This window comes from Paenarthrobacter aurescens (genome assembly GCF_025421775.1).
GTDB lineage: Bacteria > Actinomycetota > Actinomycetes > Actinomycetales > Micrococcaceae > Arthrobacter > Arthrobacter aurescens_B.
The window spans coordinates 265,404-281,140 of the sequence record NZ_JAOEFX010000005.1; the positions used below are offsets into that span (position 1 = coordinate 265,404).

Annotated in this window: 14 protein-coding genes; 9 read left to right on the forward strand and 5 right to left on the reverse strand. The window is 63.3% G+C overall.

Features of this window, described 5'->3' with window-relative positions; genetic code table 11:
- The first annotated feature begins 83 nt into the window (after positions 1-83).
- A complete protein-coding gene (locus N7568_RS12965) occupies positions 84-1,445 on the forward strand; it encodes an MFS transporter (RefSeq protein WP_261610221.1) in 1,362 nt (453 codons plus the stop codon).
- Here the strand turns inward: N7568_RS12965 and N7568_RS12970 are convergent.
- The gene (locus N7568_RS12970; RefSeq protein ID WP_261610222.1) at positions 1,436-2,047 is read right to left on the reverse strand and encodes a TetR/AcrR family transcriptional regulator; all 612 of its coding nucleotides are present in this window, start codon (positions 2,045-2,047) and stop codon (positions 1,436-1,438) included. The genes N7568_RS12965 and N7568_RS12970 overlap by 10 nt on opposite strands.
- Before the next feature lie 234 nt (positions 2,048-2,281).
- On the opposite strand from N7568_RS12970, the gene N7568_RS12975 reads away from it, so the two are divergent.
- Genes N7568_RS12975 through N7568_RS13000 form a run of 6 tightly spaced genes read left to right on the forward strand, consistent with a single transcriptional unit; the run spans position 2,282 to position 9,058 of the window.
- Positions 2,282-3,988 carry an amidohydrolase gene (locus N7568_RS12975; RefSeq protein ID WP_261610223.1) on the forward strand — a complete coding sequence of 569 codons (1,707 nt, stop codon included), beginning with the start codon at positions 2,282-2,284 and terminating at the stop codon, positions 3,986-3,988.
- A gap of 39 nt (positions 3,989-4,027) precedes the next feature.
- Positions 4,028-5,020, forward strand: a complete 993-nt coding sequence (locus tag N7568_RS12980; protein ID WP_261610224.1) for an ABC transporter substrate-binding protein — start codon at positions 4,028-4,030, stop codon at positions 5,018-5,020.
- A gap of 27 nt (positions 5,021-5,047) precedes the next feature.
- Entirely contained in the window at positions 5,048-5,821 is a 774-nt protein-coding gene (locus N7568_RS12985; RefSeq protein ID WP_261610225.1) for an ABC transporter permease, read from the forward strand.
- A complete protein-coding gene (locus N7568_RS12990; protein WP_261610226.1) occupies positions 5,821-6,600 on the forward strand; it encodes an ABC transporter permease in 780 nt (259 codons plus the stop codon). Before N7568_RS12985 ends, N7568_RS12990 begins: the two co-directional genes overlap by 1 nt.
- Positions 6,597-7,451, forward strand: a complete 855-nt coding sequence (locus N7568_RS12995; RefSeq protein WP_261610227.1) for an ABC transporter ATP-binding protein — start codon at positions 6,597-6,599, stop codon at positions 7,449-7,451. Before N7568_RS12990 ends, N7568_RS12995 begins: the two co-directional genes overlap by 4 nt.
- On the forward strand, positions 7,448-9,058 hold the full coding sequence (locus N7568_RS13000; protein ID WP_261610228.1) for a sulfatase family protein: 1,611 nt from the start codon (positions 7,448-7,450) through the stop codon (positions 9,056-9,058). Before N7568_RS12995 ends, N7568_RS13000 begins: the two co-directional genes overlap by 4 nt.
- A gap of 19 nt (positions 9,059-9,077) precedes the next feature.
- Here N7568_RS13000 and N7568_RS13005 read toward each other — a convergent pair whose 3' ends face one another.
- Positions 9,078-10,037: a helix-turn-helix domain-containing protein gene (locus N7568_RS13005; RefSeq protein ID WP_261610229.1), complete on the reverse strand. Its 960-nt coding sequence runs from the start codon at positions 10,035-10,037 to the stop codon at positions 9,078-9,080.
- Between the two features lie 234 nt (positions 10,038-10,271).
- On the opposite strand from N7568_RS13005, the gene N7568_RS13010 reads away from it, so the two are divergent.
- The gene (locus tag N7568_RS13010) at positions 10,272-11,747 is read left to right on the forward strand and encodes an APC family permease (protein WP_261610230.1); all 1,476 of its coding nucleotides are present in this window, start codon (positions 10,272-10,274) and stop codon (positions 11,745-11,747) included.
- Positions 11,748-11,835: 88 nt separating this feature from the next.
- Here N7568_RS13010 and N7568_RS13015 read toward each other — a convergent pair whose 3' ends face one another.
- Both N7568_RS13015 and N7568_RS13020 read right to left on the reverse strand, forming a co-directional pair.
- On the reverse strand, positions 11,836-12,636 hold the full coding sequence (locus N7568_RS13015; RefSeq protein WP_261610231.1) for a molybdenum cofactor biosynthesis F family protein: 801 nt from the start codon (positions 12,634-12,636) through the stop codon (positions 11,836-11,838).
- A 122-nt stretch (positions 12,637-12,758) separates the two neighbouring features.
- Positions 12,759-13,505, reverse strand: coding sequence for an IclR family transcriptional regulator (locus tag N7568_RS13020; protein WP_439898978.1), 747 nt, complete (start codon positions 13,503-13,505; stop codon positions 12,759-12,761).
- 129 nt (positions 13,506-13,634) lie between these two features.
- Between N7568_RS13020 and N7568_RS13025 the strand changes: the two genes are divergently transcribed.
- Positions 13,635-14,969 carry an MFS transporter gene (locus N7568_RS13025; RefSeq protein ID WP_261610233.1) on the forward strand — a complete coding sequence of 445 codons (1,335 nt, stop codon included), beginning with the start codon at positions 13,635-13,637 and terminating at the stop codon, positions 14,967-14,969.
- A 73-nt stretch (positions 14,970-15,042) separates the two neighbouring features.
- Here N7568_RS13025 and N7568_RS13030 read toward each other — a convergent pair whose 3' ends face one another.
- Positions 15,043-15,726, reverse strand: coding sequence for a phosphoribosyltransferase (locus N7568_RS13030; RefSeq protein WP_261610234.1), 684 nt, complete (start codon positions 15,724-15,726; stop codon positions 15,043-15,045).
- Between the last annotated feature and the right edge of the window lie 11 nt (positions 15,727-15,737).

Consider the following 15,737-nt stretch of genomic DNA (forward strand, 5'->3'; position numbering starts at 1 on the left):
GTATCCGATAGACTTAACCCGTTACACCGGGTCGCGCGCATCGGGAGGAGGGACGATGCGCACTCTTTAGTGAACCCGGATTAATGGAAAAATCTTCTGTGGCCTCCCAGCCCTTGTCATCGGCGCCCGCACGCACGTCGCGTCTGCCTGGCCGTTTCGCACGCCTTCCGGAACTTGCCGGACCTGGCTTCCTGCCGCTGGGCCTCTTCGCCCGGCTTCCCCTCGCCATGTTGACCGTTGGCACCCTGACCTTGGTGACGGCAGTCAGCCAGTCGTATGCAATCGGCGGTATGGCGGCCGGAGCGGTCGGCATCGGCTCTGCTCTGGGCGCACCCGTCCTTGGCTCGTTGGCTGATCGTGCCGGGCAGCGCATCGTGCTCCTCGTGGCCGCGGTCATCAACACGCTTGCTGTAGCGGGGCTGCTTGCCGCGGCCTACGTCACTCCGGGCTACGGTTCGGTAAATGACGCTGTTGGTGTTCTCATAGCCGCTTTCCTGGCTGGTGCGAGTTGCCCCCAAGTAGGACCGATGGCGAGGGTCAGGTGGATGGCCCTGACCACCCGCAACCTTTCCCCGGAAGCAACCACCGGCAGGAAAAGCGTCGCGGCAAACCGTGCCGACCTGGATACCGCATTGTCCTATGAGGGCACTGCCGACGAGATCACGTTCGTCCTGGGACCTGCCTTGGTGGGTGTCCTCGCCAGCATCGTGGCACCGTGGTTGCCACTCGCGTTGGCCGCCGTCATGACCATCACCCTTGTGCCTGCTTTCGCGGTCCACCCCAGCCAGCATGCTGTGGTGCCCGCACCGCGGAAGGCCGCTCCCGGCGTCGTGGTTCAAGGGGAGCGGACCACCGGGGCGGCTCCGTTGCGCCGCAACCGTTGGGCCGGAGCCGTCGTGGCCGTCCCCGTGGTGGCGATGGTTTGCATGGGTACCTTCTTTGGTGCCACCCAGAATGCCCTGAGTGCCTTTTCAGCGCAGTACGCCACTGCCGAGATCGCGGGGCTCCTCTATGCAGTGATGGGACTGAGCTCTGCCGTGGCCGCGCTGTCCGTGGCATTTTGGCCGCAGCGGTTCAGCCTGGCTTCCCGGTGGGTTGCCGCAGCACTGGCCATGTCCGTCCTGTCCCTGTTGCTGCTTCTTCCGGCAGGCATATGGCCCATGATCTTTGTGCTGCTGGTGCTCGGAATTCCCGTGGGGCCTGTCATGGTCACCGTCTTCAGCATCGGCGGCGTGGTGGCCCCGGCCGGCCGTATGGCGACGGTCATGACGGCCCTTGCCAGTGGGATCGTGGCCGGAACAGCCTTGGGCTCCTACCTGGCCGGGCAGTTGGCCGAAACCCAGGGCCCGGGCGCCGCGTTCGTGGTTTCGATGGCCGCAGCGGCAGGCCTCCTCCTGCTGGGTGTTGTCACCTCACTCGTGATGAAGCGCCAGCCTCAGGAGTAGTCGAGCGCTCCGGCGAGGGACAACGCCATTAGTTCAACCAAACGCATGGACCGTTCCCCGTCAGGGTCGGCCAAATGCTGCATGCTGATGCCGTCGATCCCGGAAATAAACAAGCGGGTAATGTCCTCCAGATTGGCGGGGACGGGTTCGCCGGCGGCTTCGGCTGCGCCGCGAAACAACTCCAGCGTTGAGCTCACCCAGCCGTCATACATCGAACGGTTCATGAGCAATGCCTGGGGTTGGTCGTCGGCCTCCACACGGAATCGTCGGAGCAGCAGTTCGAACGTTGTGACTTGCTCGTGCGGGTTCTCCAGCATGCGGCTCCAGATGCGCCGGGCGTGGGCGCCCACCATGTGGCGCAGCCCCATGCCGGGGTCGGCCACGGGGTCAAGCGCCTTGGCGTAATCCCTGCTGAGGAAGTTATACACCTCTTCCAGGAGCTCATCCTTGCTGCGGAAACAGTAGTGCAATGCCGCGAGGGGGGCGTCGGCCTCACTGGCGATTCGACGTGTCGTAGCCGAGGCGAGCCCATCCTGTGCGATCACCCTGGCTGCCGCTTCGACGAATTGCAGGCGCCTTTCTTCGGCGGGAACCCTTGCCATCCGCTCACCTTCCTCATGGTTCTTTCCACCCGTGATCGGTTCCACCAACCCAGCGGTCTCATCGATCGTAGGCGCTCTCCGCCATGACGGCCTTGTGGCCGTGCCGTGGAGGCGGAAAAGTCCTCTGGGAGAAATTTTACGTCAAAACCTAGTCAAGTGACCCAGTCAAGCGACATACTTCTTGCAAGAACGTTGTCTGCATCACATTCGGATGCGGTGACTTGAGGAGAACCGATGCAAGATTTCGCTGATCTGGTGATCGTGAATGCCTCGGTCCACACCATGGACCGGGCGCAACCACACCGCATGGCTGATTCCATCGCAGTCAAGGACGGCCGCGTGGCAGGGCTTGGCCACAATGACGTGAGCCAGTTGATCGGCCCGGGTACGCGGGTTGTCGATGCCGCAGGTGGGGCCGTCATTCCAGGGATCAATGATGCCCACCTGCATTTCGTGTCGGCGGCGATGGCCGCCTTTGGCTACGTGCGCCTGACCCCGGCCGTGGCCCCGGACTGGGCGACCGTCGTGGACGAGCTGACAGCAGCACCCGTGGGCCCGGATGGCTGGATCCGTGCCCACGGCTGGGATGAGTCGATACTGGGACCGGCCAAGGGTTTGCTGGATTGCCGGGCTGACACGCCCGTTGTGGCGTTCGACGGCACAGGCCATCAACTCCTGGCCAACCGGGAGGCGCTCCGCCGCGCGGGCATCACCGCCGCAACTCCGGACATCGACGGCGGCGTGATCGTGAGGGCAGCAGACGGCAGCCCCTCCGGCCTGTTCCAGGACGGAGCCATGGAACTCATCTCTCGGGCCATGCCACCCGTTCCGGCTTCGACGCTCCGCCCGGCGCTGCTTCTTCTCCAGGAATACCTGCACTCGCTTGGCATCACCTCACTCACGGAGCCGGGACTGGGGCCAGCGAGCGCTGGACTCATGGACGGGGCCGGTTCGACGGCGGCACTCGAGTTACTGGGTGACCTCGCTTCATCGGGTGAACTGACGTTGCGGATCAACGTCCTCATGCTCTTCGCGGGAACCGGGGGAGCCAATGCCCTGGCCGTGGGGGAGGGCCTGCGCAGCGGACTGGCAGGGAGCTACAAGAACCGGGGCATTGATCCGGAGCAGTTGAGGATCGCGGGCGTCAAAGTCTTCGCGGACGGGATCCCACGCAGCGGCACCGCCTGGATGCGCGAGCCTTATGGTCCGGCCTGTACCCACGGCAGCCTGGTGATCCAAGGAGCCAGTGATGGAGAACGGGTTGCTGAACTCAACAGGATTCTGCGACTCATCGACGAAGCCGGACTGCAGGCCGGTGTCCACGCCACGGGAGATGCTGCCACCCTCGCGGCCGTGGAGGCGATTATCGCGGCGACCGACGCTACCGGGGGTCGTTCCACGTCCACCGGAAGCCACCGAAACCGCCATTACATCATCCACGGGGCCTTCAGTGACTCAACAACTTTGCGCACAATGGCTGCCCGGGGCGTTGGTTACAGCACCAACCCCCTGATCCGCCAGGAGGCCGGTGACATCATGCGCCAGGTGCTGGGTGAGGATCGGTTTTCCCGCCATCAACCCCTTCATTCAGCCGTGGAAGCCGGCGTGCGTTTCAACCTTGCTTCCGACGCTCCCGTGACCAGCCCGGACTGGCGGCGCACTGTGGTGGCTGCCGTCCGCCGGTCCACCCGGTCCACACCTGGTGCACCGGGCGATCCCGAGCGTATCACCGGGCTGCAGGCCCTGGCTGCCATGACCCTTGACGCCGCTTGGCAGGACCACGCCGAGCACTTTAAGGGCTCCCTGATACCTGGCAGGACAGCAGACCTGTGCCTGCTGTCCAACCCCTGGCCCGCCGATGAGCAGATCGAGAAGCTCCTCGACACTGAGGTCAGGCTCACCTTGAGCGGTGGCCGCGTAGTCCACCAATCACCCAGCTAGAAAAGTCCCCTTCCAACCATTCGTGATTCTAGGAGCACCATGCGACGCACTATTCCCTTGGCCCTGGCCGCAGTTTTGTCCATGACTTTGGCCGCCTGCGGTGGCGGGTCGAGTCCGGCCGCCGCCCCCGCCGCCGATGGGACCACCACCCTCAAGGTGGGCACCATCGGCATCGGTTCGGACGCCGGTATCCGCCTTGCAGCTGACAAAGGCTTCTTCAAGGAACAGGGTCTCAACGTCGAGATTTCTGTCATTGCCAATCCACCGGCTGGTATTGCGGCTGCCCAGAGCGGCCAAATTGACCTCACCTACACTCCCTCAATTCCGCTCCTGAACGCATTGAGCCAGAACGTGCCGCTCAAGATCATTGCCGCCGCCGACGGTTACAAGGACGGGGCAGGAGATTCCAGCGACCTCAACCGCGTGGATGATACCGGCCTCCTCGTCCAGAAGGCTTCGTCCATCACCCGGCCCAAAGACCTGGAAGGCAAGAACGTCAGCGTTCCGGCAAGGAAAGCACAGCTGGAGGTTACAGTCAGCAAACTGGTCAAGGATGACGGGGGAGATCCTGCCAAAGTGAACTGGATGGTCCTGGACCCGTCGTCTGCACTGCAATCACTGAACTCCGGGCGCGTGGACGCGGCCTCCCTGGTGGCTCCGTTCACATCCAAGGCAGTGTCTGAGGGGAACCAACTGCTGGCGTCGCCGGGTGTTGAGTTCTTTGAGCAGGGTGCCATTGGCCTGTGGGTCTCCGGTGCGAACACGGTGAAGTCCAAGGAGAAAGCCTTGGCGGGCTTCAAAGCCGCCATCTACAAGGCAAACGCCTACGCCAACGGCCACATCGATGAAGCACAGCAGCTCAGTGCAGAGATCACCAAGACCCCGCTGGACGTGGTCAAGTCCGGGGCCGTCAACTACTGGCCCGACGACGTCCGTGTGGAAGACATCGAGCGGGCCAACAACAATCTTGCCGACCTCGGCTTCCTGAATGCCCCGGTGAAACTGCCGGCCGACATCATCTTCGGCAAGTAGGCAGGAGAACAGCATGGGAGATTCACCATGAAGGCATCCATCCGCCCATACCTCTTCAGTATCCTGGGCGTCGCGGCGGCCTTGGTCATCTGGCAGGTTCTCGCTGAGGCCAAGGTTGCAGGAAATGCCTTGCCGCCGGCCACTACGGTGTTCACCACCCTCGCGACCATTCTGGGAACAGGCACCTTCTGGTCCTCGCTGGGGGCCACGATCGGTATTTCCATCCTCGCGTTGGCGCTGGCTGCCGTGGCCGGAGTAGTCATTGGGCTGCTGGTCGGGAGTTTCGAGTCCGTCAGGTATGCCACCCTGGCTGTGCTGGAGTTCCTCAAGCCAGTCCCCCCGATCGTCATTCTCCCCCTCGCAGTGTTGGTGCTTGGCCCCACAGCTGAGATGTCGTTGTTCCTCGTGGTGTTCGGGTGCTTGCTCCCCATCGTCATGCAAACCGTGGACGGCGTTCAGGGCACCGACCCGGTGGCACGTGATACGGCCCGCTCCTACGGCATGGGAGAGAGGGAAATCCTGGCCCGGGTGGTATTGCCCAGCGCCATGCCCTACATAGGAACTGCGATGCGCGTGGCAGCACCTGCCGCCTTGGTGGTCACCGTGGTGGCAGGACTCCTCGGGGGCGGTCCAGGCCTCGGCCAAAACATCTACCAAGCCCAAGCGGCGGGTGATTACGCCAGTCTCTACGGATTGGTGATAGTCCTCGGTGTCCTGGGCCTGCTGTTCCAAGGTGCCACGCGGCTGGCCGAGCGCCGGGTCCTGCACTGGCATGAGTCCTACCGGGAAGTGGTGCCCTGATGAGAAACGTCAAAATGCGAAACTGGGTGATCGGCATTGGCACACCCGTGCTGCTGTTGGTGGCATGGTGGTTCCTTTCCGCGAACTCCACCGATCCCTTCTTCCCTCCGCTGGAAACCATCCTCATCCGTTTCCAGGAGTTGTGGCTCTTTGAGCACTTCCAGTCCGATGTCCTGCTCAGCCTGGGAAACCTGTTCCTCGGTTTCGTCATCGCAGCAGCAGCCGGGATCGCACTCGGGTTCGTCACTGCCCTGGTTCCCCCGGTCCGGTGGATGATCGATCCGTTGATTCATTTCCTCCGCGGTATTCCACCCGTGGCCCTGGTACCGATCTTTATCTCGCTCATAGGCTTCGGTACCCAAATGCGTGTCACCAGCATCGCCCTGGCGGCGCTGTTTCCCACCATGATCGCCACGGTGGACGGCATCCGCAGCGTCAGCAACGACCTCATGGACGTTGCCAGGGTCTACCGCCTGACCCGGAAGGAGCGGGTTCTGAAGGTTCTCCTGCCAGCGGCGACCCCACAAATCTTCTCCGGCCTGCAGGTGAGCCTGCAGGTGGCCTTCATCGTGATGATCGCCAGCGAGATGCTGGGCAGCTCGCAGGGAATCGGAGCAATGACTTTGCTCGCCCAACAGAGTTTCATGACCGCTGACATGTGGGCCGGAATCCTGCTCCTGGGTGTCATCGGATTCCTGGTCAACGTCCTGTTCAGCCTCCTCCGTCGCAAGGTCCTGTCCTGGTACATCGGATCCCGTCGCTTGGCGCGTGCATCATGAGCAACCGTCCGGCACCGACCCTTCCCACCCGCAACAGAAAGTCCACCATGGCACAGCAACCAGAAACACGAGTCAGCGCATCCACGCCGCGGCTGGACGTGTCGCATCTCGCCAAGACGTATGGCAGTGGCGCAAAGGCCCGTACGGTCATCGAAGACCTGACCTTCACCGTGGATGCCGGGGAGATTGTCTGCATCGTAGGTCCGTCGGGCGTTGGCAAGACGACACTCCTGAAATGCCTGGCCGGGCTCCACCCGGCCACCAGCGGCAGGGCGGCCATCGACGGGCGGACCATCAGTGGCCCGCCTTCGGAAATGGCTTTGGTCTTCCAGGATTACAATCGATCGCTGATGCCATGGCTCACCGTCCGAAAGAACCTGGTCCTGCCCCTGCGGCACCTCAAGTTGTCCGCAGCGGAACTGAAGGAACGCTGCGACGGTGCGCTGGCCGCCGTTTGCCTCTCCCACGCCGACAACCAGTATCCGTGGCAGCTATCCGGCGGCATGCAGCAACGTGTCGCCATTGCCAGGGCCTTGGCTTACAGGCCCGAGATCCTGATCATGGACGAGCCCTTCGCCTCGGTGGACGCGCAGACCCGCTTTGACTTGGAAGACCTCTGCCTGAAGATCCGGAGGGACTTCGCCATGACCATCCTGGTAGTGACCCACGACATCGACGAAGCGGTCTACCTTGCAGACCGTGTGGTGGTACTTGGCTCACGGCCTGCACGAGTGCTCAAGGTAGTGGACGTGGACCTGCCCGCCCCACGCGACCAGATCACCACGCGCTCGCTGCCGGAGTTCGCCCGGCAACGCACCGAAGTGCTGTCCCTCATCAAGAGGCCCGCATGACAGGGCAGCGCCGCAGGAACGATCACCACCGGCCCAACGTCCTGTTCTTCATCGCCGACCAGCTTAGGGCGGACCATCTGGGCTTCGGTGGCAACGGCACGGTCAGGACGCCCCACCTGGACGCGCTCGCGGCCAGGAGCATTGTTTTCGAGAATGCGACTGTGGCCAACCCGACGTGCATGCCCAACCGTGCCAGCCTGATGACGGGCCGGTGGCCATCAGCGCACGGAACACGCTGTAACGGCATAACCTTGGATCCCCTCACGCAGACCGTTCCGGGTTCCTTGGCAGCTGGCGGCTACCGAACCGTGGGCGTGGGAAAACTGCATCACCAAAACATGGGGTGGGAGTTTGAACCCCACCAGGCCGAGGAGATCCGGGCCACCGACCCCATGCTGCTGGACGCGGAGGCTGGCGACGCCCGACGTCATGGTTTTTCTTTGGGTTGGGACCAGTGGGAAAACCGGGAAGCGCACGATGACCGGTTCATTGCGCTGCCGTCCGACTACTACGGATATCAGCATGTCGACTTGGTGATTGGCCACGGGGACCGACCCGGCGGCCACTACGTGCACTGGGCCCGGGAACGGGGCATCGACCCGGAAACTCTGGGTGGTCCTGGCAACTCGTCCAGCAGGTACGGGGGGTGGGACCAGGTGTACCAGACAGCCATTCCGGCTGAGGTGCACCCCACAAGCTATGTGAGCGAGAAGGCAATCGAGCACCTGAAGGACGCTGCGGGTCAGGATCAGCCGTTCTTCATGTTTGTGTCCTTTCCCGACCCCCACCATCCGTTCTCTCCGCCGGCAGGCTACTCGGATCTCTATGATCCCGCGGCCCTGCCACTCCCGCTCGGCTTTGACCAGGACCATGGGGCTTCACCGGCGCACGTGAGGGACATGGTGGAACACCGTGGTGAGCCGAACATGGACCCAACCATGACGTGGGCCGCCACGGAGGAGCAGTACAGGAATGCCGCGGCCGCGCAATACGGCCTGATCACCATGATGGACGAGCACATTGGCCGGATACTTGACGAGCTGGACCGGCAAGGGTTGGCCGAGGACACCATCGTGGTGTTCACCAGTGACCATGGAGACCTGTTCGGCGACCACGGGCTGATGCTCAAGCACTTTGTCCACTACCGCGCCGTAACGAATGTCCCCTTGGTGGTGCACATTCCCGGGAAAAAGCCGGGCCGGACGGAAGCGTTGGTTTCCAGCGCGGATGTGGCACCGACCCTCCTTGAGCTCACTGGATCCCGGGGCTACCGGGGAATTCAGGGTCGCTCGCTGGTGCCTTTGCTGGAAGGGGATACGGAGCATCATCGGGACGCCCTCCTGGTGGAGGAAGAGCAACCGTTCGGTTTGGCCGGACTGCCGGGGCCGGTCCGCATGAGAACGATCATCACTGCTGAGGGCCGGCTGACCAGGTACTTCGGCACAGACATGGCCGAACTGTACGATCACCAGACCGATCCCGGTGAGTTGACCAACCGCGCGGGCGATCCTGCTTTCGCTGGGTTGGAGGACCGGTTGCTGCGCACCATGCTGGACGAGATGGCCGCCTTGACGGATCAGGGTACGGCCCCGACGGCGGCCGCCTAGCAAACGGTGCGGGGAGTCGTCAGTGGCTGTTGCGGTAGCCCGTGGGGGAGTTCCCGAAAGCTGCCCGGAAGATCCTGCTGAAGTGGGCGGCGTCGGTGAACCCCCACCGCGCCGCGATGGCAGTGACGGGACGTTCGGCCAGCACCGGATCCCTCAGGTCGCGCCGGCATCGTTCAAGCCGCCGTTGCCGGATGGAGGCGGCCACCGTGGTTCCAATTTCCTGGAAAAGATCGTGGAGGTGCCGGGTGGAGATGTAGTGGGCTGCGGCGATGGTTCCGGGGGAGAGTTCCGGATCACCGAGGTTGGCTTCGATGTAGTCGTGGATGCGCCCCAGCAGCAGGAGATGGGGGTCCCTGCCGGTCTCGATCAGTTGGTCCAGTTCACCGTTGAAGAGGGTGGTCACCAGGTCCAGTGCGTTGTGGACCAACCGGAGACCATTGGTACCGGAGAGGGCGTCAAGATTGTCGGCCAGCTTCACCAGGAAGGGACTGATGAGTTCGCCCAGGCCCTCGTCGCCGGGTATCCGCAACGCAGTGACGTGGCCCATGGCCTCTGCCGGCAAGTCCAGCAGGACGTGCGGAAACATGAGCACCAGAGTGCGGAAGTCGTCGTCGAACGTTAGTTGATAGGGGCGGGAGGTGTCGTAGATGGAGAGGTCGCCTGGCCGCAACACCGCTTCGCGTTCGTCCTGAATGAGACGACCCGATCCCGTGAGCTGGATGCTGAGCTTGAAAAAGCGGCCCGTCGACTTGGCGATCAGCTCCGGGGTGCGCAGGACGGTATGGGGTCCGGCGGTGATTTCCACAACGGAGATCTGTCCCAGAACGCGGGCACGCATGGTCCCGTGGAACGTTGAATTGCGTGGACCCTGGGCCAGGAGGGGTACGAAGGATGCGGAGATTGCCCTGCTCCACTCCTGGAACGACTCCGCCACGATGGTTTGCACGATTGCGGGGCCCGTATCAGCCGCAACGGTCATCAAGTTCCCTTCCAATGGCCCCAAGGTGCCGCTGCCAAGGGGCAGGAATGCCGATAGCGCGGACGTGAGCTTGCCCACGATTCTACACGGGGGGCAGGGCTCAACCGTGCTTGCGTGCAGCGACAAACTCCTTGCCGTGTGAGACAAGTCACGCACGCTCCCTGCGGTGGAAGATTGCGGAATGACAGACACCGTGCCGCGCAATCTCCCGCGGTACCGAGGCAGGAGCACACTATGAGCGTGGACAACCCAGTCAAGGGCAGGACCGCCGGGACCGTCGGCAACAAGCGGCGGCTCGGCGTGCCTGCCGTGACTTTCATGATTATCGCGGCCTCGGCGCCGCTGACCGTCCTGGCAGGCGGAGTCACCACCACCTTCGCGGTCACCGGCGTGACGGGGGTCCCACTGTCATTCCTGGTCCTGGGTGGAATCCTGGCACTGTTCGCGGTGGGTTATGCCGCGATGAGCCGGTACGTCACCAACGCCGGCGCCTTCTACGCTTATATCGCCCAAGGCATCTCAAGGCCGGCCGGGGTGGGAGCATCCCTGGTTGCGTTGATGGCCTACAACCTGATGCAAGTGGGCATCTACGGACTTTTCGGCTTCACTGTCTCATCGCTCCTGTCCGCGCGGCTGGGCGTCAGCGTTCCTTGGTGGATACCGGTGCTGGTGTGCATCGCCATCGTGGGGTGGCTGGGAGTGAACAGGGTGGACCTCTCTGCCAAGGTGCTGGGGGTCCTGGTGGCGCTCGAATTCCTGGTGGTCATCGTGTACGACGTCATCAGCCTCGCTGTGGCTCCGGAGGGCATCAGCGCTGTGACCTTCAGCCCGGAGAGCCTGTTCGTTCCTGGGATCGGGGCAGTCCTGTCCTTCGGCATTGCCGCGTTCATGGGCTTTGAATCCGCCGCCATCTACGGTGAGGAATCCAAGGACCCCAAACGCACTGTCGCACGGGCCACGTTCGCCGCAGTGGGCATCATCGCCGTCTTCTATGCGGTATCGGCCTGGGCCATGACCATGGGGGCGGGGCCGTCCGCCGTCATCGAGACGGCCACCGCCAATGGTCCGGACATGATCTTTGCGTTCCTGGGTGCCAACGGAGGGGTGCTGCTCAGCGACATCGCCCAAATCCTCTTTGTTACCAGCCTCTTCGCGGCACTCGTTAGTTTCCACAACGCCGTAGCACGCTATTTCTTTTCGCTCGGCCGGGAACGCGTCCTGCCGTCTGTGCTGGCAAGGGTTCGGACGGAAAGCGGTGCGCCGTTCGCTGGTTCGGTGGCACAAACGGTGATCGCCGTCGTCGTGACCCTCGCATTTGCCGTCGCCGGATCCGGTTCGGAACTTGGCGGGCTCTACCCCGTGCTGACCATGTTCACCTGGCTGACCAACAGCGGAGCCATGGGGCTGGTGCTGCTGATGACGGTAGTGTCGGTGGCCGTGATCGGCTTCTTCCGCCGGCAGCAGCACGGAGCGAGCCTGTGGGTGCGGGTCATCGCTCCTGCCCTGGGATTTGTGCTCCTTGCCATTGTCTTTGTGCTCATCGTGGCCAACTTCAACGTCCTGCTGGGCCAGACCGAGTCGACAGCCGCGACATTTGTCTTGCCGATGCTTGTCCTGCTCCCCGGACTCGTGGGTGTGGTGTGGGGCCTGCGTCTGCGGCGCACGCAGCCGGAGCTGTACGCCCGGATCGGCCACGGCTCGGACGACTGACAACCCTCGCGGCTGGTAACCCCCGCAGCCTCAAGGAAGCCCCGGCAAGTTTCTCCTTGCCGGGGCTTCCTTGGCGTCGTCCGACGGGTCAGGCAGTGGTGGCCGGGTTCAATTCCGGGCTGTGCTGGGTGACGCTGATCAGGCGGCCGTGCGCACCAAAGGTGAAGTGCACGGGGTCCGTGCCTGCCTCGTCCCAGCCGAAGAGGCTGCCGTGGGACCGGATGGCGTTGGGGTTGCGGTGATCGGCGATGGTGACTGAGCCGCACGGAATGACTTTCTCCCGCCACGTGAAGACAAAAATTCCCGGGCGGATTTGGAAGACGGTGTTGGAGTCGGTGTCTGCCAATCCCCGCTCTGGACCGGCAAGGCATTGCCAGGTGTACCAAGTGGGGCTGAGGTAGATGTGCTCGTAGGCGTGTGTTTCGCTGTAGATCCATTCGACGCGCCGGCCGATGAGTGCAGTGCTTTCCGAGATGGCCTCGCCCGTGGCGCGGTATCCATCAAGCGTTCCGGGGCGGAAGTCGTGGTGAACGGCAAGGCTGGAGGCGGTTGCCCGGCCGAGGATGGCGCCGATGTAGAGCGCCCGGCCCTGCGCAAGATCAAGAATGAGGGAAACGGCAAGGTCCGGTTCCAGGACGCTCTGCCACTGGCAGTAGTACAGGTCCTCGGCTACAGCGAAAGCCTCGTAGGCGGATGTTCCAGCGTGGCCGGCGGCAGCCCATTGCACTTCTTCGTCGTCGAAGCTGAACGTCATGGGTCCGCCTTCGCCGCGAATGGTGAATTGCTGTCCCACCAGGTCTTGTACGGCAGGGGCCTTGTTGGCGTCGAAGCCGGGGGCCAGGCCGTCCAGCGGCAGCCAGTTGGAGGTATCAAGAAGATTCAGGCTCATGGGTTCCTTCTCGTGCTCGAAAGAAGGACCGGACAGTGTGTCGGGTCCTTCTTCGAGTATTCGGTGCCCGCGCGCCGCAGTCTTGTGCTGTGGGGCACACCGCTTGACCTGGAAGGAAAGGTTCAGGCCAGTTGGCTTTCGATGCGTGCGGCACTGGCGGCCAGCGCTTTTCCAACGGCGTCGGAGTCCTGGTCCAGGCGGATGTAGACGACGGCGATCGCTGCCGGTCGCCCGCCCGGAACCTTGATGGGGGCCGCGATGGACGACAACCCGGCGACGACTTCGTCGTGGCTGGTGGCGTAGCCGACGCGTCGGGCTTCGTGGGCCTCGGGCCGGTAAGGGTTGCCCGCGCCCACCTGCTGCCAGCGTTCCTCAGTCATGGTGGACTGGATGGCAATGCCGGGGGCGCCCGTGCTGACGGGGTGCCGGCTGCCTGGATGTTGGGCGAGTGCCGCGCCTGTGTGCCGGGGTTCGACGGTGACCAGGGTGACGCATTCCTGGTGGTCCCAGACGGCGATGAAGGCTGTCATGTGGAGGCTGTTTGCCAGTTGCGTGAGTTCGGGAAGGGCGGCGGTTTGCAGGTTCCGGGACACGCCGCTGGCCAGGACTGACAGCCCGGGACCGGGTTGGACGCGTCCGGAGTCGTCGCGTACCAGCAGGGAGTGGTCTTCGAGGGTCCTGAGTATCCGGTAGGCCACGGAGCGGTGCACGCCCAGTGCTTCGGTGAGTTCTCCGATGGTGAGGGGCCGATCAGCGGCGGCGAGGATCTCCAGTGCGCGGATTCCCCGTGAGAGCGTTTGCGACGGCGGAACTTGGGTTGCTGCTTCCGATGGGCCCTTGACGTCGCTGCGGGGATTCATGCGAACCATCCTATGTTGACGGAGCCTTCCGGGGGTCTGTGCTTTGGGTCACAGGGTGTAGTATTCTTTCCTAACTGACCGTTCTGTCGGTTAATGCAAGTCAAACGCCGACCAGTCACTCTCACCCATGGAGTTCCAATGACCGCAACTTCCACTGTCGACTCTCCGTCAGGGCCCAGCAGCAAGCGCGAAGAGCGCAGGGTCCTGGCAGGGACGCTGGTTGGTACCACCATTGAGTGGTACGACTTCTTTATCTTCGCCCAGCTCACGGCAACGCTGTTGGCGCCCTTGTTCCTGTCTCCGCTGGAGAAGTCCAACCCCGGAGTGGCCCAGCTTTTGTCGTTCGCCACCATCGGCATCAGCTTCCTTTTCCGTCCCCTCGGGGCCTTCGTAGCCGGACACCTCGGCGACAGGATGGGCCGCAAGGCCGTCCTTGTCATGACGCTGGTCATGATGGGCGCAGCTACGGCGCTCATTGGCTTGCTGCCCACTTACGCCACGATCGGCGTCTGGGCCCCGGTCCTGCTCATTACCCTGCGCGTTGTCCAAGGATTCTCGGCCGGTGGGGAATGGGGCGGTGCAGCGCTCATGGCCGTGGAGCATGCCCCCATCAAAAAGCGTGGTCTCTTTGGCGCCTACCCGCAGATCGGCGTGCCGATCGGCATGATCCTGGCAACGGGGCTGCTGTTCCTCCTGCAGTCCGGCATGTCAAAGGAAGAGTTCGCAGCCTGGGGTTGGCGTGTTCCGTTCCTGCTGTCCGTGGTACTCATCGTGGTGGGCTACCTGATCCGACGCGCAGTTGGTGAAAGCCCCGTCTTCAAGGAGATCGCCCAGCGCAAGGCTGAAAGCAAGGCGCCCCTGGGCGAACTCTTCCGCAAGAACAAGAAGGAAGTTGTCCTGGCTGCGCTGATCTTCATTGCCAACAACGCTGCCGGGTACCTGCTGATTGCCTTCTTCATCTCCTACGCCACCAGGACGTTGAAGATGCCTACGCCGCAGGTACTGCTGGCCACCACCGTCGCATCCTTCGGCTGGCTCATCTTCACCATGGTGGGTGGTTGGTTGTCGGACAAGATCGGGCGAGTGAAGACATTCCTGATCGGTTACGGGCTGGTCTTTGCCTGGATGATTCCCATGTTTGTGTTGATCGACTCCAAAGACATCGTGCTCTACGGAACCGCCCTGTTTGTCCTCACCATTGGTTTGGGTCTGTCCTACGGCCCGATGTCCGCCATGTACGCCGAGATGTTCCCGGCCCAGGTCCGCTACTCCGGAATCTCCATCGGCTACGCCCTGGGTGCAATCTTGGGCGGCGCCTTCGCGCCCCTCATCGCACAGGCGCTTCTCGACACCACCAAGTGGTCCGGTTCAGTGGGCCTTTACATCATGGGCCTCTGCATCATTTCCGCAGTGGGCGTGATCCTCGCCAAGGAAACGCGGGGCCGTCCGCTGGGCTACAGCGTCCATCACTAAATCAGGGCAAAGGAAAGGCGGATGCGGTCCACAGCGGACCGCACCCGCCTTTTGTTTTGGAGAACGACGGCGGTTACTTGCGCCCGCCGGCTGTGGCGCCTTCCAATTGGGCCACCACGTCGGCGTCGGACAACTGCCCGAAGTGTTCGTAAAAGGCGCCCACGGCATGGAACTTACCGGGAGTGTGCAGTGCCATCACTAAGTCGCACACCCGTGCCAGTGACGTCGAGGCTTCCAGGGATGCAACCGGTACTGCGGCTATGACGGTGCGTGCGCCGGCGGAACGAACCGCTTCTACAGCGGCCCGCATGGTGGCTCCCGTAGCTAATCCGTCATCCGCCAGGACCACGGTCTTCCCGCGCAAGTCATGGCCGGTGCCCGGGTACGTTTGTGCCCGCCGAAGAAGCTCGGACCGTTCGTGGGCTTCCACGGCGTCCAGGGCGGACTGGGAGATGCCGTGGGCGAGGATGAGGTCCTTCAGTGGCTTGTTGACGATCCGAAGGACGTCGCCTTGAGACCATGCCAGTGCCCCGAAAGCGGTTTCATCGCGACCTGGAATGCCGAGCTTGCGTACCAGGACCGCCCCGAATGGCAGGTACAGTTCGGCTGCTGCCGCGGCGGCCACGGGGACTCCTCCGCGTGCCAGGCCCAGCACGATGGCGTCCGGCTGTTCCCTGAGTTGGGGGAGGGCTTCAGCCAGGCGTCGACCGGCTTCCGCACGGTCCTTGAAACGCATGCCCATCTGCTCCACTTCCACGTAATTCGTTG

Coding starts and splice junctions, on each gene's coding strand:
- N7568_RS12965 (WP_261610221.1), top strand. CDS start 84: ATGGAAAAATCTTCTGTGGCCTCCCAGCCCTTGTCATCGGCGCCCGCA.
- N7568_RS12970 (WP_261610222.1), bottom strand. CDS start 2,047: ATGGCAAGGGTTCCCGCCGAAGAAAGGCGCCTGCAATTCGTCGAAGCG.
- N7568_RS12975 (WP_261610223.1), top strand. CDS start 2,282: ATGCAAGATTTCGCTGATCTGGTGATCGTGAATGCCTCGGTCCACACC.
- N7568_RS12980 (WP_261610224.1), top strand. CDS start 4,028: ATGCGACGCACTATTCCCTTGGCCCTGGCCGCAGTTTTGTCCATGACT.
- N7568_RS12985 (WP_261610225.1), top strand. CDS start 5,048: ATGAAGGCATCCATCCGCCCATACCTCTTCAGTATCCTGGGCGTCGCG.
- N7568_RS12990 (WP_261610226.1), top strand. CDS start 5,821: ATGAGAAACGTCAAAATGCGAAACTGGGTGATCGGCATTGGCACACCC.
- N7568_RS12995 (WP_261610227.1), top strand. CDS start 6,597: ATGAGCAACCGTCCGGCACCGACCCTTCCCACCCGCAACAGAAAGTCC.
- N7568_RS13000 (WP_261610228.1), top strand. CDS start 7,448: ATGACAGGGCAGCGCCGCAGGAACGATCACCACCGGCCCAACGTCCTG.
- N7568_RS13005 (WP_261610229.1), bottom strand. CDS start 10,037: ATGACCGTTGCGGCTGATACGGGCCCCGCAATCGTGCAAACCATCGTG.
- N7568_RS13010 (WP_261610230.1), top strand. CDS start 10,272: ATGAGCGTGGACAACCCAGTCAAGGGCAGGACCGCCGGGACCGTCGGC.
- N7568_RS13015 (WP_261610231.1), bottom strand. CDS start 12,636: ATGAGCCTGAATCTTCTTGATACCTCCAACTGGCTGCCGCTGGACGGC.
- N7568_RS13020 (WP_439898978.1), bottom strand. CDS start 13,505: ATGGTTCGCATGAATCCCCGCAGCGACGTCAAGGGCCCATCGGAAGCA.
- N7568_RS13025 (WP_261610233.1), top strand. CDS start 13,635: ATGACCGCAACTTCCACTGTCGACTCTCCGTCAGGGCCCAGCAGCAAG.